Source organism: Rhizobium sp. WYCCWR 11146 (assembly GCF_013591995.1).
GTDB classification, from domain to species: domain Bacteria; phylum Pseudomonadota; class Alphaproteobacteria; order Rhizobiales; family Rhizobiaceae; genus Rhizobium; species Rhizobium indicum.
The window spans coordinates 182,621-201,717 of sequence record NZ_JACCEY010000015.1; the positions used below are offsets into that span (position 1 = coordinate 182,621).

The 19,097-nt window shown below is 62.6% G+C and carries 19 protein-coding genes; 15 read left to right on the plus strand and 4 right to left on the minus strand.

Going from position 1 to position 19,097, the window contains the following annotated elements; genetic code table 11:
• Positions 1 to 20 precede the first annotated feature (20 nt).
• The 15 genes from HX899_RS09560 to HX899_RS09630 all read left to right on the plus strand — a co-directional run bounded on the left by HX899_RS09560 (position 21) and on the right by HX899_RS09630 (position 14,984).
• Positions 21 to 1,655 (plus strand): ABC transporter substrate-binding protein, encoded by a 1,635-nt coding sequence (locus HX899_RS09560; protein ID WP_181292328.1) that lies wholly within the window; start codon positions 21 to 23, stop codon positions 1,653 to 1,655.
• Positions 1,656 to 1,845: 190 nt separating this feature from the next.
• Positions 1,846 to 2,853 (plus strand): ABC transporter ATP-binding protein, encoded by a 1,008-nt coding sequence (locus HX899_RS09565; protein ID WP_181292329.1) that lies wholly within the window; start codon positions 1,846 to 1,848, stop codon positions 2,851 to 2,853.
• On the plus strand, positions 2,844 to 3,845 hold the full coding sequence (locus HX899_RS09570) for an ABC transporter ATP-binding protein (RefSeq protein ID WP_138389936.1): 1,002 nt from the start codon (positions 2,844 to 2,846) through the stop codon (positions 3,843 to 3,845). Before HX899_RS09565 ends, HX899_RS09570 begins: the two co-directional genes overlap by 10 nt.
• A 3-nt stretch (positions 3,846 to 3,848) precedes the next feature.
• On the plus strand, positions 3,849 to 4,778 hold the full coding sequence (locus tag HX899_RS09575) for an ABC transporter permease (protein WP_138334063.1): 930 nt from the start codon (positions 3,849 to 3,851) through the stop codon (positions 4,776 to 4,778).
• 11 nt (positions 4,779 to 4,789) lie between these two features.
• The gene (locus HX899_RS09580) at positions 4,790 to 5,659 is read left to right on the plus strand and encodes an ABC transporter permease (protein WP_138389935.1); all 870 of its coding nucleotides are present in this window, start codon (positions 4,790 to 4,792) and stop codon (positions 5,657 to 5,659) included.
• A gap of 131 nt (positions 5,660 to 5,790) precedes the next feature.
• Positions 5,791 to 6,813 (plus strand): LacI family DNA-binding transcriptional regulator, encoded by a 1,023-nt coding sequence (locus HX899_RS09585; protein WP_138334066.1) that lies wholly within the window; start codon positions 5,791 to 5,793, stop codon positions 6,811 to 6,813.
• 38 nt (positions 6,814 to 6,851) lie between these two features.
• Positions 6,852 to 7,805 (plus strand): substrate-binding domain-containing protein, encoded by a 954-nt coding sequence (locus tag HX899_RS09590; RefSeq protein ID WP_138389934.1) that lies wholly within the window; start codon positions 6,852 to 6,854, stop codon positions 7,803 to 7,805.
• Positions 7,802 to 8,623 (plus strand): ATP-binding cassette domain-containing protein, encoded by an 822-nt coding sequence (locus HX899_RS09595; protein WP_138389933.1) that lies wholly within the window; start codon positions 7,802 to 7,804, stop codon positions 8,621 to 8,623. Before HX899_RS09590 ends, HX899_RS09595 begins: the two co-directional genes overlap by 4 nt.
• Entirely contained in the window at positions 8,620 to 9,624 is a 1,005-nt protein-coding gene (locus HX899_RS09600; protein ID WP_138334072.1) for an ABC transporter permease, read from the plus strand. Before HX899_RS09595 ends, HX899_RS09600 begins: the two co-directional genes overlap by 4 nt.
• Positions 9,625 to 9,628: 4 nt before the next feature.
• Positions 9,629 to 10,708, plus strand: a complete 1,080-nt coding sequence (locus HX899_RS09605; protein WP_138389931.1) for a phosphotriesterase — start codon at positions 9,629 to 9,631, stop codon at positions 10,706 to 10,708.
• 118 nt (positions 10,709 to 10,826) lie between these two features.
• Positions 10,827 to 11,600 (plus strand): glutamine amidotransferase, encoded by a 774-nt coding sequence (locus HX899_RS09610; protein WP_180196291.1) that lies wholly within the window; start codon positions 10,827 to 10,829, stop codon positions 11,598 to 11,600.
• A 35-nt stretch (positions 11,601 to 11,635) separates the two neighbouring features.
• Positions 11,636 to 12,478, plus strand: coding sequence for a BtpA/SgcQ family protein (locus tag HX899_RS09615; RefSeq protein WP_138389929.1), 843 nt, complete (start codon positions 11,636 to 11,638; stop codon positions 12,476 to 12,478).
• A gap of 2 nt (positions 12,479 to 12,480) precedes the next feature.
• The gene (locus tag HX899_RS09620) at positions 12,481 to 13,128 is read left to right on the plus strand and encodes a TenA family protein (RefSeq protein WP_138389928.1); all 648 of its coding nucleotides are present in this window, start codon (positions 12,481 to 12,483) and stop codon (positions 13,126 to 13,128) included.
• Positions 13,129 to 13,151: 23 nt separating this feature from the next.
• A complete protein-coding gene (locus HX899_RS09625; protein ID WP_180196292.1) occupies positions 13,152 to 14,045 on the plus strand; it encodes a ribokinase in 894 nt (297 codons plus the stop codon).
• 105 nt (positions 14,046 to 14,150) lie between these two features.
• Positions 14,151 to 14,984 carry an inositol monophosphatase family protein gene (locus HX899_RS09630; RefSeq protein WP_138389926.1) on the plus strand — a complete coding sequence of 278 codons (834 nt, stop codon included), beginning with the start codon at positions 14,151 to 14,153 and terminating at the stop codon, positions 14,982 to 14,984.
• Positions 14,985 to 15,003: 19 nt separating this feature from the next.
• Here HX899_RS09630 and HX899_RS09635 read toward each other — a convergent pair whose 3' ends face one another.
• The 4 genes from HX899_RS09635 to HX899_RS09650 are packed head-to-tail and all read right to left on the minus strand — an operon-like array spanning position 15,004 to position 18,967.
• A complete protein-coding gene (locus tag HX899_RS09635; RefSeq protein WP_181292330.1) occupies positions 15,004 to 16,083 on the minus strand; it encodes an ABC transporter ATP-binding protein in 1,080 nt (359 codons plus the stop codon).
• 24 nt (positions 16,084 to 16,107) lie between these two features.
• Positions 16,108 to 16,935, minus strand: a complete 828-nt coding sequence (locus tag HX899_RS09640) for an ABC transporter permease (RefSeq protein ID WP_181292331.1) — start codon at positions 16,933 to 16,935, stop codon at positions 16,108 to 16,110.
• Positions 16,932 to 17,822: an ABC transporter permease gene (locus HX899_RS09645; RefSeq protein ID WP_181292332.1), complete on the minus strand. Its 891-nt coding sequence runs from the start codon at positions 17,820 to 17,822 to the stop codon at positions 16,932 to 16,934. The genes HX899_RS09640 and HX899_RS09645 overlap by 4 nt, the downstream gene beginning before the upstream one ends.
• Positions 17,822 to 18,967 carry an extracellular solute-binding protein gene (locus HX899_RS09650; RefSeq protein ID WP_181292333.1) on the minus strand — a complete coding sequence of 382 codons (1,146 nt, stop codon included), beginning with the start codon at positions 18,965 to 18,967 and terminating at the stop codon, positions 17,822 to 17,824. Before HX899_RS09650 ends, HX899_RS09645 begins: the two co-directional genes overlap by 1 nt.
• Between the last annotated feature and the right edge of the window lie 130 nt (positions 18,968 to 19,097).

Below are 19,097 nucleotides of genomic sequence, written 5' to 3' on the forward strand. Positions count from 1 at the left end.
GAACCCAAGGAGATATTCCCATGGTCACCTTCACCCGTCGCGGTGCTCTCGGCCTCGCCACCGGCGTCGCCAGCTCGCTGATCCTGCCGCGCTTTTCCATCGCCCAGGCCGACAACCGTCCTTCGATCACCATCGCCGTCCAGAAGATCTCGAACTCGAACACGCTGGATACGTTGCGCGAACAGTCGAATGTCGGCCAGCGCATCTTCAATTCGTCGCTCTGGGAAAGCCTGATCGGCCTCGACTGGCTCGGCAACCTCTCGGCCGTTCCGTCGCTCGCCACCGAATGGCGCCGTATCGACGACAAGACCGTCGAGCTGAAACTGCGCCAGGGCGTCAAATTCCACAATGGCGACGAGATGACGGCTGAAGACGTCGCCTTCTCCTTCAGCAAGGAACGCATGTTCGGCGATACGCAGCCGAGCACCGGCAAGACGATCTTCGTCACCGAAAAGAACCCGCTCGGCCGTGAAAGCAAGGAACTGCCGGTCGAAATTCCGGCCGTCGCCCGCCGAATCTGGCCGGCCCTGCTCGGCATCGAAATCGTCGACAAATACACCGTCCGCTTCGTCAACGGTTCGCCTGACGTGACGATGGAAGGCCGCATCTCCGTTGCCGCCAGCGCCATCGCCAACCGCCGCAGCTGGGATGAGGCAAAGAGCTATCTCGACTGGGCCCGCGCGCCGATCACGACCGGTCCCTACCGCGTCGCCGAATTCAAGCCGGATACCTATCTGATCTACGAAGCGCATGACGAATATTGGGGCGGCCGTCCTCCGGTGAAGCAGATCCGCTTCGTCGAAGTTCCGGAAGTCGCCTCGCGCGTCAACGGCCTGCTGTCCGGCGAATATCACCTGGCCAGCGACATCCCTCCGGACCAGATCGAAGGCATCGAAAAGAACGCTGCCTTCGAAGTCCAGGGCGGCATCATCACCAACCACCGCCTGACTGTGTTCGACAAGACCCATGCCCAGCTCGGCAACCGGCTGGTTCGCCGTGCCTTCACGCATGCCATCGACCGCCAGGCAATCGTCGACTCGCTCTGGGCGGGCCGCACGCGCGTTCCGGCCGGCCTGCAGTGGGATTTCTACGGCGACATGCTGGTCAAGGATTGGACCGTGCCGGAGTACAATCCGGATCTTGCCCGCCAGCTCCTCAAGGAAGCCAATTACAAGGGCGATCCGATCCCGTATCGCCTGCTGAACAACTACTATACCAACCAGACCCCGACGGCGCAGATCCTCGTCGAAATGTGGGCGCAGGTCGGCCTCAACGTGCAGATTGAAATGAAGGAAAACTGGCAGCAGATCCTCGAAAAGACGCCGACGCGCGCCGTCCGCGACTGGTCGAACTCCGCAAGCTTCCCCGATCCGGTTTCCTCGATCGTCGCCCAGCACGGACCGAACGGCCAGCAGCAGCAGGTCGGCGAATGGACCAACGCCGAGATGAATACGCTGTCGACCTTCCTCGAGACCAGCACCGATCGCGCCAAGCGCCATGACGCTTTCGCCCGCATGCTGCAGATCTGCGAGCGCGAAGACCCTGCCTATACCGTTCTCCACCAGAACGCCGTCTTCACCGCCAAGTCGAAGTCGATCAATTGGAAGGCCGCATCGGCCTTCGCCATGGACTTCCGCCAGGGCAACTGGTCCTGATCAAGATCGGACGACATCAGCGAGCCGGGGGAAACTCCGGCTCGCTGCCATTTGGTACACCGGCCATCCGGAAACCAGGCAAGCCCGACAGGCGCGAGCATGATGCCGAAAGGTGTGAGCGGTTTTCAGACGACATCATGCTCTCGTTCGGATCTGGCGGCCGGCGGTAATGCAAGAAGGAGAGGCTGAAATGCCATTGGTCGAAATTTCCAATTTGAAGGTCGCTTTCAGCGGCGTCGAAGTCCTGCACGGCGTCGATCTGGCGATCCAGAAAGGCGAGGCAGTGGGTCTCGTCGGCGAATCCGGTTGTGGCAAGTCGGTCACCTGGCTGGCGGCACTCGGGCTCCTGCCTGGAAAGGCTTCCGTCTCAGGCAGCGTGCGTCTCGGCAGCGATCAGCTGATCGGCGCGTCGCGCACGAAGCTCGAAAGCATTCGCGGCGGCCGCATCGCGATGATCTTCCAGGATCCGTCGAGCTCGCTCAACCCGGTCATCCGTGCCGGCCGGCAGATCGCCGAGGCCGTCGAGTTGCATCGGAGCCTGACCGGCAGGGCCGCCCGCAACGAGGCCGTCCGCCTGATGGAAATGGTCGGCATTCCCGACGCCGTGCGCCGTTTCGACAATTTTCCGCATGAATTTTCCGGTGGCCAGAACCAGCGGCTGATGATCGCCATGGCGCTCGCCGGCAATCCTGATCTGCTGATCGCCGATGAGCCGACGACGGCGCTGGACGCGACGATCCAGGCGCAGATCCTCGATCTGCTGATTTCGATCCGCGAGGAAACCGGCATGGCGATCGTCTTCATCAGTCATGATCTCGGTGCGGTGTCGCAGATCTGCGAGCGCGTCTGCGTCATGTATGCCGGCAACATCGTCGAGAAATGCCCGACGGAATCACTGTTCCGGTCGCCGCGCCATCCCTATACGCGCGGGCTATTCGATGCCATTCCGCGTATCGATGCCGGCCGCGACCAGCTGGTACCAATCCCAGGCACCGTGCCGCAACCCGGCCGCATGCCCGGCGGCTGTGCCTTCGCGCCGCGTTGCGGCCATGCCTCGGAACTCTGTCATAACAAGGTGCCGCCGCTCGTCGCACTTGACGACGACCGCGCAACCGCCTGCTTCCATCCGCTCAGTGACGGCGCCACCGCATCGAAGCCGAACCTCATGAAGGTCCAGCAGGGAGTGGCATGGGCATGAGCGAACATCAGCTGATCGAAGCGACCGACCTCGTCAAGACCTATACGATGCGCCGCGGCGCCTTCGGAAAGCCGAGCCATGTCCGGGCGGTCGACGGCGTTTCGCTGTCGGTCGCACCGAAGACGACGCTCGGCATCGTCGGTGAATCCGGCTCAGGAAAATCGACGGTGGGCCGGCTACTGCTCGGGCTCGAAACTCCGACCGAAGGCAGCGTCCGCTTCGACGGCGAGGCGATGCCGGCACTCAGAACGCCGCGCTGGCGTAGCCTGAGGGCGCGCATGCAGCTCGTCTTCCAGGATCCGCTGGCAGCCCTTGACCGGCGTATCTCGATCGGCGCTCAGATCGGCGAACCGCTTGCCATCCATGCCGTCGGAAGCCAGGAGGGGCGGCGCGAACGTGTCGACGAACTGCTCGTCGCCGTCGGTCTTCGCCGCGATCAGGCGGAGCGTTATCCGCACGAGCTTTCGGGCGGCCAGCGCCAGCGCGTCGTCATAGCGCGCGCCATCGCCACCAATCCGGAGCTTCTGGTCTGCGACGAACCGGTCTCGGCTCTCGACGTCTCCATCCAGGCGCAGGTGATCAACCTGTTGCGCGACCTGCAGGAAAAGCGCGGCATCGCCATGGCCTTCATCAGCCATGACCTGAAGGTCGTACGCAACATCGCCGATCGAGTCGCGGTGATGTATCTCGGCCGGATCGTCGAGGAAGCAGCTTCGGAGGATATTTTCCGCAGCCCGTTGCATCCCTATACGCAGGCACTGGTCTCCAGCGTTCCGGTTCCCGGCACGGCGCTGCGCGACCGTATCATCCTGCAGGGAGAACCGCCGAACCCCGCTGCCCGGCCTGCCGGCTGCGCCTTTCATCCCCGCTGCGGCCATGCGGTCGAGCGCTGTCGCATCGAGACGCCTGAACTCGTCACCGTCGAGGCGGGCCGGAGAGCTGCCTGCCACCTCGTTGCGCCCGCACCCGCATCAACGCTCATGGAGAGCTGAGCCATGATCCGTTTCTTCCTGATAAGAGCGTTCCGCGCACTGATGACCATCGTGCTGGTGGTCACCTTCGCCTTCGTCGTCCTGCGTCTTTCCGGCGACCCGGCCTTGACGATCATGGGTCCGGAAGCGCCGCCGGAGGCAATCCGCGCCTTCCGCACCGCCTGGGGTCTCGATCAGCCGATCTGGGTGCAGTATCTGCGTTATTTCGGGGCGATCGCCCGCGGGGATCTCGGTATCTCGATGCGCGACGGCCAATCGGCGATCCAGCTCGTGCTCGACCGCATTCCGGCAACGCTGGAGCTGACGATCCCGGCCCTCATCCTTAAGCTGGTGATCGGCATTCCGGCCGGCGTCTACGCCGCCCTCCACCGCGACAGCTCGACCGACCGCGCCGTCATGGCGAGCGCGGTGGTCGGCTTCACCATGCCGAGCTTCGTGCTCGGCCTCGTGCTGGTGCTGATCTTCTCCGTCACGCTCGGCCTGCTGCCATCGGGCGGCCAGGACAGCTGGATGCATGCCATTTTGCCGATCATCACCATGAGCATCGGCGGTGCCGGCATTCTTGCCCGCTTTGCCCGAAGCGCGATGATCGAGGTGCTTGGCCAGCCCTATATCCGCACCGCCAGCGCCAAGGGCACTGCCTGGCGAAACGTCGTCTGGCGCCATGCGCTACCGAATGCGGCGATCCCGATCGTGACGATCGCCGGCTTCATGGTCGGCACGCTGATCGCCGGCGCCGTCGTGGTGGAATCGCTGTTCTCCTGGCCAGGCGTCGGCCGGCTTCTCGTCGTCGCCGTCTCAAACCGCGATCTCGCCGTCGTCCAGTGCATCCTGTTGCTGGTGGCAGCGACCATGGTGTTTTCGAATTTCGTCGTCGATATCCTTTACGGCTATCTCGACCCGCGTCTGCGCAGCAACCAGGCAAGGCATTAAGGAGCGGAACCATGACAAATATCTCTGCTCAACCGGCGACCGTCATCCACGAAGTGCGCGCAACGAAGAAGCGCGGTGTGCCCGTTTTCGTAATGATCGGTTTTGCCTGGATCGCCGTCGTGATCCTGATCGCGCTGGCGGCCGACTGGATCCGGCCCTACAATATCACCGCCTTCGACCTGAAGAACCGGCTGTCACTGCCAGGCAATGCCGCGCATTGGCTCGGAACCGACGAACTCGGCCGCGATGTTCTCTCCCGCCTCATCGTGTCGATCCGCATCTCGCTGCTGATCGCTTTCGGGGCAACGCTGATCTCGGCCTTCGTCGGCACGACGCTTGGCTTTCTCGCCGCTTATTTCCGTGGCGTCGTCGAGCAGCTCGTCGTCATGCTTGCCGATTTCCAGGCGGCCATGCCCTTCCTGATCATGGCACTTGCCGTGCTCGCCTTCTTCGGCAGTTCGCTGCCGCTGCTCATCTGCCTGATGGGTTTTTACGGCTGGGAACGCTATGCGCGCATTGCGCGCGGCCTTGCCATCGCCGCCAGCGGCCAGGGTTATGCCGCCGCCGTCACGCAGCTCGGCGCCAAGCCGGCCCATGTCTATCTCAAGCATATCCTGCCGAACATCGCCTCGACGCTGATCGTCTCGATGACGCTGACTTTCCCAGAGATCATCCTGATGGAAAGCAGCCTTTCCTTCCTCGGCCTCGGCGTGCAGCCGCCGATGAGCAGCCTCGGTAACATGGTCGGCTACGGACGCGAATATCTGACCCGCGCGCCCTGGATCATGCTGGCGCCGTCCTTCGTCATCATGCTGACGACGCTGTCGATCAGCATCACCGGAGACTGGCTGCGCGACAAGCTCGACCCGACGATCGGCTGACATCCTGCCGGTCGAGCTTCGATCGTCTCGCAAAAAAACAGATCCTGCACATTCATCGCTGTTGACAACGGCGAGCAATCGATATTGTCTTGTAAAGCGCTTTACTAAACCGCTTTACAATAGGTCCATCAATGGCCAGAGGAACGACGCCAAGTCTGAAGGATGTTGCCGCCGCTGCCAGCGTCTCGGTCACCACCGTGTCGCGTTTCGTCAACGGAAGTCTCGATCTTCCCTTTCAGACCAAGAAGCGCATCGAGGATGCGATCAAGACGCTGAACTACCGGCCGAACCCGCATGCGCGCCGGTTGAGCAGGGGCCGCTCGGACACGATCGGCCTCGTCGTGCCCGATATCGCCAATCCCTTCTTCGCAACGCTCGTCGCCGCCGTCGAGCAGGCGGCCGATGAAAAGAAGCTCGCCGTCTCATTGCACGCCACCCTCAACCGGCCGGGACGCGAGATCGAATATCTGCAGCTCATCGAGCGCAATCACGTCGACGGCCTGATTTTCGTCACCAACCATCCCGACGACGGCGCGCTTGCCGCGCTGATCAACGGCAGCGGCAAGGTCATCATCGTCGACGAGGACATTCCCAATTCGAAGGCGCCGAAGCTGTTCTGCGACAATGAGCAGGGCGGTTATCTCGCCGGCCAGCATCTGGCCGAACAAGGCCATCGCCATGTCCTGTTCATCGGCGGCGACGAGCGCATGATCAGTGCCCGCAGGCGTTATGACGGCCTGCTGAAGGCGCTCAGGGAACAGCATGGCGACGAGGCCCGGGCCGATCGTTATGCCGGCGAATATACGATAGAATACGGCCGTGCGGCTGCGCTCGACTATCTCTCCGGAAACCGAAAGGCGACGGCGATCTTCGCCAGCTCCGACGAGATCGCCATCGGGCTGGTCGAGGTCTTCAGAAGCCAAGGCGTCTCGATCCCTGCTGACATCTCGGTCATCGGCTTCGACGATGTCGGTCCGCTTCATCTCTTTGCGCCGCCGCTGACGGCCATCCGTCAGCCGGTGCGCCAGATCGGCCGGCGGTCGCTGGAGCTGCTACTGGAAACCAATTGGCACGAGTGGAAACCATCCGCCTCGGAAGAACTCCTGCCTGTCGAAATCGTGGTGCGGAACTCCGTTGCGCCGCCTGCGAAATAATAATCAGCAACGTCAAAAAACCAAAAGAGGATGAGAACATGACACTGAATTTGACAAGACGAACGATGATCGCCGCCGCCGGCTTCACGGCATTGACCTTCATCGGCCTGTCCAGCGCCGCGGCGCAGGAAAAGAAGACCGTCGCGCTGGTGCAGATCAACCAGCAGGCACTTTTCTTCAACCAGATGAATGAGGGCGCCCAGAAGGCGGCCGATGCCGCCGGCGTCAAGCTGGTGATCTTCAACGCCAACAACGAGACGACGGCGCAGAACAGCGCCATCGAAACCTATGTCCAGGAAAAGGTCTCCGGCCTTGCGGTCGTGGCGATCGACGTCAATGGTATCATGCCGGCGGTCAAGCAGGCGGCCGATGCCGGCATTCCCGTCGTCGCCATCGATGCCATCCTGCCTGATGGCCCGCAGAAGGCACAGATCGGCGTCGACAATGCCGCGGCCGGCGCCGATATGGGCAAATACTTCCTCGACTACGTCAAGGCGAACATGGGCGGCAAAGCCAAGCTCGGCGTTGTCGGCGCGCTGAACTCGTTCATCCAGAACATCCGCCAGGAGGGCTTTGAAAAGACCCTGAAAGGCGTCGACGGCATTGAAATGGCCGGCGTCGTCGATGGGCAGAACATCCAGGACAACGCCCTTGCGGCGGCTGAAAACCTGATCACCGCCAATCCTGACCTGACCGCGATCTACGCCACCGGCGAGCCGGCCTTGATGGGGGCGATCGCCGCCGTCCAGAGCCAGGGCAAGCAGGATAAGATCAAGGTGTTCGGCTGGGATCTGACTGCCGAAGCCATTGCCGGCATCGATGCCGGCTTCGTCGTCGCCGTCGTCCAGCAGGATCCGGCCGCAATGGGCGGTGCCGCCGTCGACGCACTCGTCAAGGCCTCGGCCGGCGAAGCCGTCACCAAGACGATCTCGGTGCCGATCACCATCGTCACAAAGGAGAATGTCGAGCCGTACCGGGCCGTCTTCAAATGATCGAAAGCGGACAGCGTGACATCGCTGCCGCCGCTTCCGGAGGGCTCGCACCCTCCGGAACCGGAACTTCCGGCGGCACCCGATCCGACCCGCGCATCTCGCTACGCGGCATCCGCAAGTCGTTCGGCTCGCACCAGGCCCTGCGCGGCGTCGATCTCGACATCTTCCCCGGCGAATGCCTGGGCCTCGTCGGCGATAACGCCGCCGGCAAATCGACGCTGACGAAAATCATCTCGGGAACCTACATTCCCGATGCCGGCACAATCACCATGGAAGGCGAAGAGGTTCGTTTCTCCGGCCCCGCGGATGCGCGTGGGCGTAACATCGAAATGGTGTTCCAGGATCTCAGTCTCTGCGATCATATCGATGTCGTCGGCAATCTCTTTCTCGGCCGTGAACTCAGCCGCGGGCCGTTTCTCGACACCAGGACGATGTTGGCCGAAGCGCGCAAGATGCTGGATTCGCTTGAGATCCGCATCCCGAGGCTGACCGGCAAGGTCGCTCAGCTCTCCGGCGGGCAGCGCCAGGCGATCGCCATTGCGCGCGCCGCCTCGTTCAAGCCGAAGGTGCTGATCATGGACGAGCCGACGTCAGCACTTGCAGTCGCGGAGGTCGAAGCGGTGCTGGCCCTGATCAACCGCGTCAAGGCGAACGGCGTTTCGGTGATCCTCATCACCCACCGGCTGCAGGACCTCTTCCGGGTCTGCGACCGCATCGCGGTGATGTACGAGGGCACGAAGGTGGCCGAGCGGCAGATCGGCAGCACCAACCTCGAGGATCTCGTCAGGCTGATCGTCGGTGAAGGAGCCAGACAATGACGGCTTATACGGAACGCGGCCACGGCTCGCGCGTCGCCGATTTCTTCGGTGAACACGCACAGGTCCTGTCGATCGCCATTTTCTTCCTGGCCTGCATGATCTTCTTCTCGATCGGCAGCGAAACCTTCTTCACGCTCGGCAATATCCTGAACATCGTGCGCCAGGCTGCTCCCATCCTGATTGTCGCCATCGCCATGACCTTCGTCATCATCACCGGCGGCATCGATCTGTCGGTCGGCTCGCAGGTCGCCCTCGTCAATGCGGTCGCGGCGATCGTCATGGCGATGGGTGTTCCCTGGCCGTCGGTCGTCATCGGCATGCTCGTGCTCGGCGGCTTCATGGGGCTGGTTCAGGGCTGGTTTACCGCCTATCAGGGCATTCCGGCCTTTATCGTCACGCTCGCCGGCCTCTCGATCCTGCGCGGCCTGGCGCTCTATCTGACCCAGGGCTATTCCATCCCGATCAAGGATGCACCGGGCTTCTTCGCGCTCGGTCGGGGCGAAATCCTCAGCTTCCCGATCCCGGCGGTCATTGCCGTCGTCATCGCCATTCTCGGTTACGTCGTCATCACCGCGACCAAATATGGCCGTCAGGTCGTGGCGGTCGGCTCCAATGCGGAGGCGGCGCGGCGTGTCGGCATGCCCGCCAAATGGATCATCGCCTCGGTCTATATCATCTCCGGTATCGCCTGCGCCGTCGCCGGCCTGCTGATCGCCGCTCGCCTCGGCTCCGGCTCATCCAATGCCGCCGTCGGCTTCGAGCTGCAGGTGATCGCCGCCGTCGTGCTCGGCGGAACGTCGCTGATGGGCGGACGCGGCACCATCCTCGGCACCGTGCTCGGCACGCTGACCATCGCCGTCATCGGCAATGGCCTGATCCTGATGCACATATCGCCGTTCTTCACCCAGATCGTCACCGGCGCCATCATCCTCGTCGCCATCTGGCTGAACACGCGCATCTTCACGGCCAATTTCCATTTCCGGCTGGGCAGGAAAGGATGAAGCGATGAGCGAACAGACAGCAGATAGCCTGTCCGAAGCGCATGTCCACTCCGGCAAGGTGATGACCGTTACCGGCCCCGTTTCGGCGGATGCACTCGGCGTGACGCTGATGCACGAGCATATCCTCAACGACTGCCGCTGCTGGTGGCATGCGCCGAAGACGCCGGAACGGCAATATCTCGCCGAAAGCTTCGTCTGCATGGAGATCCTCGGCGAACTCAGGCAGGATCCCTTCGTCAACAAGCACAATATCACGCTCGACGACGAACATCTGGCAGTGGCCGAACTCAAGGACTTCGCCACGGCGGGCGGGCGCACCGTGGTGGAACCGACCTGCAAGGGCATCGGCCGTGATCCGCTGGCGCTCCGGCGCATCTCCGAAGCGTCCGGCCTCAACATCGTGATGGGGGCCGGTTATTACCTCGGATCCTCACATCCGGAAGGCGTCGCGGCAATGAGCGTCGATGACATCGCATTAGAGATCGTCCGCGAGGCGAGGGAAGGCGTCGACGGCACCGGCGTCAGGATCGGCCTGATCGGCGAGATCGGCGTCTCCTCGGATTTCACCGCCGAGGAAGAAAAATCGCTGCGCGGCGCTGCCCGGGCGCAAGTGCTGACCGGGCTTCCCCTGATGGTGCATCTGCCGGGTTGGTTCCGCCTCGGCCACCGCGTGCTCGACGTGGTGGCGCAAGAGGGGGCGGATCTCCGCCACACCGTGCTTTGCCACATGAATCCATCGCATGACGACATTGCCTATCAGAGCGAGCTGGCGGAGCGTGGCGCCTTCATCGAATACGACATGATCGGCATGGACTTCTTCTATGCCGACCAGCAGGTGCAGTGCCCGAGCGACGAGGAGGCGGCGCGCGCGATCGTGCGTCTTGTCGAGACCGGATATCTCGACCGGATTCTTCTGTCGCACGACGTCTTTCTGAAGATGATGCTGACGCATTACGGCGGCAATGGCTACGCCTATATCCTTCGCCATTTTCTTCCCCGTCTTCAGCGGCACGGCCTCGACAGGACGGTTCTCGACGAGATGATGCGCAGCAATCCGCGCCGCGTCTTTCATGCCGGGGGCTAAAGCGCGTCGCGCTTTAGGTCTTTGTTTTTACTCATGTCGTTATCGCAAAACCGCTTCACACTTTTGCGCGACGTGCTTTAGCTCCATCAATTCAATCGATCACAGGTAACCGCAGACCATGACCAAGAAAATCCTCCTTGTCGGCGAGAGCTGGGTCAGCTCCGCCACGCACTACAAAGGCTTCGACCAGTTCGGCAGCGTCACCTTCCATCTCGGCGCCGAACCGCTGGTGAAGGCGCTCGCCGGCAGCGCCTTCGAGCTCACCTACATGCCGGCGCACGAGGCAGTGGAGAAATTCCCCTTCGATATGGCGGGGCTCGACGTCTATGACGCCATCATCCTCTCCGATATCGGTGCCAATTCGCTGCTGCTGCCGCCGGATGTGTGGCTGCATTCGCGCACCGTGCCGAACCGGCTGAAGCTTCTGAAGGCATGGGTGGAAAAGGGTGGCGGCCTGTTGATGGTCGGCGGCTATTTCTCCTTCCAGGGCATCGACGGCAAGGCGCGCTGGCGTCGCACCCCCGTCGAAGACACGCTGCCCGTCACGTGCCTGCCTTATGACGACCGCGTCGAGATCCCCGAGGGAACTGTTGCCGAGGTGGTGAAGCCGGAGCATCCGACGATGCGGGGTCTCGAAGGTGCATGGCCGGTGCTTCTCGGCGTCAACGAGGTTGAAGTGCGCGACCGGGCCGACGTCGAGATCGTCGCACGTCTGCCCGAGGATCAGGGCGGCCATCCGTTGCTCGTCGTCGGTACGCATGGCACTGGGCGGACGGCGGCCTGGACGTCGGATATCGGCCCGCACTGGCTCTCGCCCGCTTTCTGCGAATGGGAAGGTTATGGCCGGCTCTGGAAGAACATCCTCGGCTGGCTCACCGAAAAGCAGGCATGATTTCAGCACGCGGCGGGAATTGGAAAGGGAATGACATGCAGGAAATTTCGGACAGGCCGTCCAACGCCATCAGGGATATCTTCGGCAGGGACAAGGTTTTGATCGGCATGATCCATTGCCCCGCCTTTCCGGGTGCGCCGCGCTACCGGGGGGCTGCGATGGATACGATTTACGACGCGTGCATGCGCGACGCCGAAGCCTGCGTGGAAGGCGGCCTGCACGGGCTGATCATCGAAAATCACGGCGATGTGCCGTTTTCGAAGCCCGAGGATATCGGCCCCGAGACGACGGGGTTCATGTCCGTCGTCACCGATCGGATCGCGCGCGCAGCCGGCATTCCGCTTGGCGTCAACGTGCTGGCCAATGCGCCGATCCCGGCCTTCGCCATCGCCATGGCAGGCGGGGCCAAATTCATCCGCGTCAATCAGTGGGCCAATGCCTATGTCGCCAATGAAGGTTTCATGGAGGGCAGGGCCGCCGAAGCCATGCGCTATCGCTCGCTGCTCAGGGCCGAGCATATCAAGGTCTTTGCCGACAGCCACGTCAAGCATGGCAGCCACGCTATCGTCGCCGACCGCTCGATCCAGGAGCTGACACGCGACCTCGCCTTCTTCGATGCCGACGGCGTCATCGCTACCGGCCAGCGGACCGGCAATTCGGCAACGATGGAGGAGATCGAGGAAATCGGCGCGGCGACGCACCTGCCGCTGCTCGTCGGCTCCGGCGTCAACAAGGACAATATCGTCGATATTCTGAGCCGCACCAATGGCGTCATCGTTGCGTCTTCGCTGAAGCACGGCGGCGTCTGGTGGAACCCGGTCGACGTCGAGCGCGTGCGCGCCTTCCGGGCGGCGGCCGAACCGGGACTGGAGGGCTGAGCATGGCGGCAGAGAGCCTTTCGGCCCGCATCCTGCGCGAGAACGACGCTGTCCTTGGCGCGATGCTGAACCACCGCTTCGTCGAGGACGTGAAAAATGACAGGCTGAGCAAGGAGGCGTTCGAGCGTTATCTCGTCTATGAAGGCGCCTTCGTCGACAGCGCCATTTCGATCTTTGCCTATGCGGCGGCGACCGCCAAGACGATGACGCAGAAGCGCTGGCTGATCGCGGTTCTCGACGCGCTTGCCAACGAGCAGATCACCTATTTCGAGCGCACCTTCGCCAGCTGCGGCATCGATCCCTCGTCCTTCGACACCGGCATCGCCGAGGTCGAGGCCTTTCGCGCCGGCATGTTGGAAATCGCCCGCCAGGGCGGCTTCCTCGATACGGTCGCGGCGATGTTTGCGGCCGAGTGGATGTACTGGACTTGGTCGAAGGAAGCAGCTAACCGCCCGATCAGCAATCCGCTCTTGAAGGAATGGGTCGACCTGCATGTCGATCCGAATTTTGCCGCCCAGGCGCAATGGTTGAAGAATGAACTCGACATGGCAGGAGAAACGCTGGAAGAGGATGAAAAAGCGCGGCTCAGCGCGATCTTCGGCCGGGCGATGCAGCTCGAGATCGATTTTCACGATGCGTCTTATCTTTAGCTTCACCTTGCGAAAGCGGATGCATGCGCGCCTACATAGTCGGTAACGTCGCCATCGACGAAACCATCGCCGTCTCCGAACTTCCCGTCATCGGCGCTTCCATCCTCGGCAATGCCGGCGGAAGCGATCTCGGCGGCAAGGGCACGAACCAGGCGGTCGTCATGGCCCGCTGCGGCGTGCCGACAACGCTGGTGGCGCCCGTCGGCAGGGATGCGAGGGCCGATATGATACGCCATTACCTCGCGGACGAGCCGCTTCGGAGCGAACTGATCGAAATGGAAGGGGCGTCGAGCGATGTCTCGATCATCTTCCGGCTGCCAGGCGGTGAGAATGCCATCGTCACGACGACGGAATCGGCGCAGAGCCTGTCCCTGTCTCATGTCAGGCGGATCCTGTCGACGGCCGGTCGCGGCGATTTCATGATGCTGCAGGGCAATCTGTCCGACCAGACGACCCGCGATATCCTGGAGCATGCAAGAGAGATCGGCATGATCACCGCGTTCAATCCCTCGCCGGTGCGCTCCTATTTCTCCGATCTTTGGGGGTTGATCGACATCGCCTTCCTCAACAAGGGTGAGGCGCAGGCCCTGACGGGAGCGACGGGCAGGGATGCAGCCGAATATCTGTTGAGCCGCGGGCTGCGCGAAATCGTCCTGACGCTGGGCGGCGACGGCGCGACGCTCGTGAACCGGCACGATAGCATCGAAGTGCCCGCCCAGATCTGCGATGTTGTGGATACAACGGGCGCAGGCGATACGTTCATGGCCGCAGCACTTGCATCCTGCGCGCTGCGCGGACAGCGGCTGGACAGGTTAGCCATCGAACACGCAGTTGCAGCCGCGGCCGTCACCGTCTCAAGACATGGAACAAGAAAGGCGTTTCCGACCATTTCCGAGCTTGAAGCGATCCTGAGATAATCCGCTCGGTATGAGCGCGCTTCATAAAATCATCATCGGCCTCTGCGAAGGGATGGGCTCCTCGCGATTCACTCCGTCCATATCAGCAGCATCCGGACTTTTCTCATGACATCTTCCCAGATTTCCGCGCGTCTTTCCCCGACCGCCTCGTCCCGTCTCGTCGTGCTTGCCGAAACAGTATTGAAGGCGGGCGAAACTGCCCGCGGCTCGCTGCGGCGGCGAACGTCGGCAGAAATGCTCGCCAAGGCGCCGCGCGATTATCAGACCGAAATCGATGTCGCCGTCGAGCGGATCATCGTCGACGAGATGGCGAAGGCCTTCCCGGACTATGCCATCCAGGGCGAGGAAGCCGTCGGCAACCGCACGGCGGGTCCGGACACTCCGATCATCTACATCGACCCGATCGACGGCACGACCAATTACGCCTGGGGCATTCCGCATTTCGGCATGACGATCTCGATCGTCGAAAGCGGCAGGCTCGTCATGGGCGTCGTCTATGACGCCATGCAGGACGAGCTGTTCAGTGTCGAGATCGGGGGCGGCGCCTATCTGAACGGCGAACGTATCCGCTGCGCCGATGTCGGTGACATCGAGAATGTGCTTGTCGGTGCCGGGCTGCCGATCCCCGGCCAGGTCACGGCGGTTGCGGAAGAGACCTATTTCGAGGCCATCAAACGCCTGATGGCGAACACGGCAGGTGTGCGCCGCCTCGGCTCGGCGGCACTGTCGATTGCCTATGTCGCCTGCGGCCGGCTGGACGGATTCTTCGAAGACGGGCTCGCGATCCATGATTTCGGCGCCTCGGCGCTGATGGTCGAAGAGGCGGGCGGCATCGTCACCCGTTTTTCCGGCGCTAAGGTTGTCGGAAAGAGCGATATCCTGGCCGCCAGCAAGGCGCTGCATCCCTGGCTGCTGGAAGGCTTCCAGAGCAAGGCGTGAACCGGCGCATTCCTACCGTCTAAACCCGCAGGAGCTCTTCGATCTCCACATCGCCCTTTGCCGGCATCGACTGATGGACGAGCTCGTTGTCGCGGAAGACGAACAAGCCGGCGAAACTCGGCTCGACCCTCATCCCGGCCCGAATCCGATCGTCCGGTGCGACCATCGCCTTCAGGCGGGTGCCGTCGGCAAGATCGACATCGACCATCTTGTGGGTGCCGAAATCGACGGTGCGATGGACTGTCGCGGCATCGACCCGCTCCGAGGGACGGATCGTCAGCGCTTCCGGGCGGGCGGCAAGCGTCACCGGCCCATCCTCGACGGGAACCGGAAGCGGGAACAGCGGATGCTCACAGACGCCGTTTCTAACGCGGCTCTGGACAAAATTCATCGAGCCGATGAACCCGGCGACGAAAGCCGTCTGCGGCTGCCGGTAGATGGTGCTCGGCGGCGCGATCTGTTCGGTGCCTCCGTCGCGCATGACGACGATGCGGTCGGCGAGCGCTAAGGCCTCGTCCTGGCCGTGGGTGACGAAGAGCGTGGTGATGCCAAGGCGCCGCTGGATATCGCGCACTTCCTCCCGCAGCCTTTCGCGCAGATGCTGGTCGAGGCTGGCGAAGGGCTCGTCGAGCAGAAGGATCTTCGGCTCAAGCACGAGCGAGCGGGCAAGCGCGACGCGCTGCTGCTGACCGCCGGAGAGTTGCGTCGTCATCCGCCGCCCGTAATCGGCGAGGCCGACCAGGGCCAAAGCATCCTCGACGCGTTGCCGGATTTCCGCTTTCGGCAGCCGGCGGAGCTTCAGGCCGAAGGCGATATTGTTGAAGACGTCCATGTGCGTCCAGAGCGCATGGCTCTGGAACACCATGCCGGTCGGGCGCCGCTCGGGCGGCAGCACCGTCACATCCTTCGCGTCGATGCGGATCGTTCCGCCGCTTGGGCGCTCGAAGCCGCCGATCATCCTGAGAAGCGTCGACTTGCCGGAACCGGATGGGCCGAGCAGGCAGACGAGCTCGCCGTCTCCGACTTCGAGCGAGAAGTCGCGAACGGCAAAGGCGGTCCCGAACAGCTTCGAAACGCCCTCGATCGAAAGATGTGCCATCTCAAACCCTTCCCTGAATTAACCTCACGCGCCAAAACCTCTTGCAAAGGCGCCGGTGCCGATCACGCGGCGGGCAAACATCAGCGCGATGAAGGACGGCACCCACAACATGACTGACAGTACGGCGCCGTATTGCACGACGATCTGATTGTTGATGAAGCTGATCATCAGCACCGGCATGGTGCGGAGCTGAGGCGCGCCGATCAGCCAGGCACCTTCCGTCTCGTAGAAGGTGCCGACGAAGGTCAAAAGCAGTGCGGCAGCGATCGTGGGTCCGGCCTGCGGCAGGGTGATCGACCAGAAGACGCGCAGCGGCGTGGCACCCGCATCGCGCGCCGCCTCTTCCATGCGCCGGTCGACATTCTGGAAGGCTGCGACCGGGATCCAGATCATCAGCATCAGCGTGCCGACAAGCTGGATCAGCACGACGCCCCAGAAAGTGCTGATCAGGCCGAGCTGTAGGAAGATGCCGGCAATGGCGACGAGCAGGCCGAATTTCGGGAAGGCATGCGATGCGAGGAACGACAGGAACAGGATGTTCCTGCCGGGAAAGCGCATGCGGGCGAAGGCGTAAGCCGCGGGAAGGCAGATGACGGCGGAAAGAATGGTCACCGTCGTCGTCAGCCGCAGGCTGAGGAAGAGCGCTTCCCAGACATCCGGACGCGCCAGCGTCTGGCCCCAGAAACGCAGGCCGAACTGCTGCGGGATCACCGATGGATAACGCCAGACCTCGGTGAAAGCCCACGTTCCGACGACGATCAGCGGCAGCGCGATGAACAGCGTCAGCAGGCACGCGAAGAGCATGCCGATCCAGTCGAAGCGAAGATCCGTACCCGATCTACCGGCACTCATGGCTGGGCCTCGCGGTTGCGGGCGATCGACCTGATATAGAAGATACCGAAGACCAGGCAGAAGCCGAATGTGATGACGGCCTGGGTCATGGCGTTCAGTGGGTCGTTCATGTCGGCGAAGGTGCGCTGCATGAACGGCCCCATCATCTCCGGCGATGCCGAGCCGAGCACATAGGGCAGGGTGAAGGCGGAGAAGATGCCGAGCACGGCGAAGGACGCGGTCACCAGCACGGAATTGCCCATGCGCGGCAGGATGATCGAAATGAACACCCGGAGCGGGCCTGCGCCGACATCGCGGGCGGCCTCGATCGCGCTGTTCGAAACGGAGGAAAGCCCCGCCGTCAGCATCAGCACCGTCAGGGGAAGATTGTCCCAGACGAGGCCGATGACCGGTCCCCACGGCGTCAGATAGGGCGTGCGCAGCTTGGGCAGGCTGACGGCGTTCAGCAGCAGGTCGACGGTGCCGTTCGGCCCGATCGTCCTGATCAGCGCATAGGCGAGAATGATCGACGGCACGAACATCGGGAAGATCGCAAGAGCCTGCACATAGGCGGCAAGTCGCCCTTGCGAGAAGCGGAGGTATAGCGCGATCGGAAGGCCAATCGCCAGAAGCAGAATACCGCAGACGGCGGTGGTCCAGAGCGTCAGCCACAGATTGCCGAGGCTGTAGCCATCGGTGAAGAAGAAGCGATAGGAGGCAAGCGAGAATTCCGTCGCGCCGTCGGGGCCCCGAACGAAGATCGTGCCGACGACAGCCGAAAAGATCGGAAAGACGATCAGCCATGCGAGCAGGAGGACCGGTAGGGCAACGAGGAGGAGCCCGATGGAACTCCCCCTGTTGATGGACCGGTGACGGCGCAGAACCGCCGGCGCAGTGTCAGTGGACATCAGGTGCGGCTGATGCCCGGAGCGACGTTGCGGTACCAGCCGTCGGCGATCGCCTTTTCCCAATCGCCGCCCGGGAAGGTCGGGATGGTCGACGGAATGACGTCGGCATATTTCTTGCGGAGATCGTCGGAGATGTGATCCCAGGAGATGGCGGGGAAACCACCGATCTCCGTGATGATCGCTTCCTGCATTTCCTTCGTCAGCATGAATGCGGCAAGCTTGAGGGCCGCATCCTTGTTGGCGCCGTTCGAGAACACGGCGATGCTGGAGAAGCCGCCGCAAAGGGCAAGATCGGTAAGCTGCACGAGGCCGGTCGTATCAGGAAGCACACCCTGGGAGATCGCCTGCAACACCTGGTCCGACCAGACCGGCACCATGGTGACAACGCCCTGGGCGAGCAGCTGGATCGATTGGGTGTTGCCGGCCGTATAGGCGCCCTTGTCATAAAGTGCAGGGGCGAGGTCGTTGAGAATCTTCCAGGCCGGCGTCAGCGCCTCCGTGGCGAAGTCGGCGCTGAAATTGTCGATCTTGAACTTCTTCGGATCGCGGCCATTGGCCTCATGGATCGCGCGGCGGACGAAATTGCCACCCGAACCGCCCTTGTCAGGACGGTTGTAGATGAACTGGCCCGGATTGGCCTTGATCCAGGCGGTGAGCTGATCCCAGCTCTTCGGCGCATCCTTCGGATCGAGCTTGGTCGTGTCGTAGGCGAGAAGCACCTGCGAACCGCGATAGGGCAGCGAGTAGGGGGTATCGAAGGCAAGCGGGTTGATATGGTCGTAGCCTTCGATGTTCTCGGCGGAGAACTTGACCCAGAGCCCGGCATCGATGCCGCCGGACGGCAGGCGCGGATCGAACTGCTCGAAAAGGTCGGCCTGCGGATCGGTCTTTGTCTTCAGCGCCGCGAGCGCACGGTCGGCGATGGCGCGCAGACCATTATTATCGCCGGCATCGGTCACCTTCAGGGCAACACCCGGATGCGCCTTTTCGAAGGCCGGGCGGATGACGTTGTTCCAGAGGTCGACGATGTTGGCATCCGAACCGCTGTAGAGATCGATCGTGCCGGCCGCAGCCGATGCGAAACGCGGAAGAGCCAGCAGACCGGCTGCAGCCGACGATGTGATCAGAAATTCGCGTCTATTCATAACCGTCTCCATCAGGTGTCGAGGCTCAGCCTCCGCAGGATTGTCCAAGGCCTTGCTAGCGCCGGCGCGTAACATCGACATGACAGGATCGGGGGTCTCGGCAGGGAAATTGCACAGCTGTGCTCTTTGC

What these genes read in the sequence shown, in the direction of transcription:
- HX899_RS09645 (WP_181292332.1), bottom strand. Translation starts at nt 17,822, where the DNA reads ATGTCCACTGACACTGCGCCGGCGGTTCTGCGCCGTCACCGGTCCATC.
- HX899_RS09580 (WP_138389935.1), top strand. Translation starts at nt 4,790, where the DNA reads ATGACAAATATCTCTGCTCAACCGGCGACCGTCATCCACGAAGTGCGC.
- HX899_RS09560 (WP_181292328.1), top strand. Translation starts at nt 21, where the DNA reads ATGGTCACCTTCACCCGTCGCGGTGCTCTCGGCCTCGCCACCGGCGTC.
- HX899_RS09615 (WP_138389929.1), top strand. Translation starts at nt 11,636, where the DNA reads ATGCAGGAAATTTCGGACAGGCCGTCCAACGCCATCAGGGATATCTTC.
- HX899_RS09595 (WP_138389933.1), top strand. Translation starts at nt 7,802, where the DNA reads ATGATCGAAAGCGGACAGCGTGACATCGCTGCCGCCGCTTCCGGAGGG.
- HX899_RS09600 (WP_138334072.1), top strand. Translation starts at nt 8,620, where the DNA reads ATGACGGCTTATACGGAACGCGGCCACGGCTCGCGCGTCGCCGATTTC.
- HX899_RS09620 (WP_138389928.1), top strand. Translation starts at nt 12,481, where the DNA reads ATGGCGGCAGAGAGCCTTTCGGCCCGCATCCTGCGCGAGAACGACGCT.
- HX899_RS09625 (WP_180196292.1), top strand. Translation starts at nt 13,152, where the DNA reads ATGCGCGCCTACATAGTCGGTAACGTCGCCATCGACGAAACCATCGCC.
- HX899_RS09565 (WP_181292329.1), top strand. Translation starts at nt 1,846, where the DNA reads ATGCCATTGGTCGAAATTTCCAATTTGAAGGTCGCTTTCAGCGGCGTC.
- HX899_RS09605 (WP_138389931.1), top strand. Translation starts at nt 9,629, where the DNA reads ATGAGCGAACAGACAGCAGATAGCCTGTCCGAAGCGCATGTCCACTCC.
- HX899_RS09610 (WP_180196291.1), top strand. Translation starts at nt 10,827, where the DNA reads ATGACCAAGAAAATCCTCCTTGTCGGCGAGAGCTGGGTCAGCTCCGCC.
- HX899_RS09630 (WP_138389926.1), top strand. Translation starts at nt 14,151, where the DNA reads ATGACATCTTCCCAGATTTCCGCGCGTCTTTCCCCGACCGCCTCGTCC.
- HX899_RS09590 (WP_138389934.1), top strand. Translation starts at nt 6,852, where the DNA reads ATGACACTGAATTTGACAAGACGAACGATGATCGCCGCCGCCGGCTTC.
- HX899_RS09640 (WP_181292331.1), bottom strand. Translation starts at nt 16,935, where the DNA reads ATGAGTGCCGGTAGATCGGGTACGGATCTTCGCTTCGACTGGATCGGC.
- HX899_RS09585 (WP_138334066.1), top strand. Translation starts at nt 5,791, where the DNA reads ATGGCCAGAGGAACGACGCCAAGTCTGAAGGATGTTGCCGCCGCTGCC.
- HX899_RS09575 (WP_138334063.1), top strand. Translation starts at nt 3,849, where the DNA reads ATGATCCGTTTCTTCCTGATAAGAGCGTTCCGCGCACTGATGACCATC.
- HX899_RS09570 (WP_138389936.1), top strand. Translation starts at nt 2,844, where the DNA reads ATGGGCATGAGCGAACATCAGCTGATCGAAGCGACCGACCTCGTCAAG.
- HX899_RS09635 (WP_181292330.1), bottom strand. Translation starts at nt 16,083, where the DNA reads ATGGCACATCTTTCGATCGAGGGCGTTTCGAAGCTGTTCGGGACCGCC.
- HX899_RS09650 (WP_181292333.1), bottom strand. Translation starts at nt 18,967, where the DNA reads ATGAATAGACGCGAATTTCTGATCACATCGTCGGCTGCAGCCGGTCTG.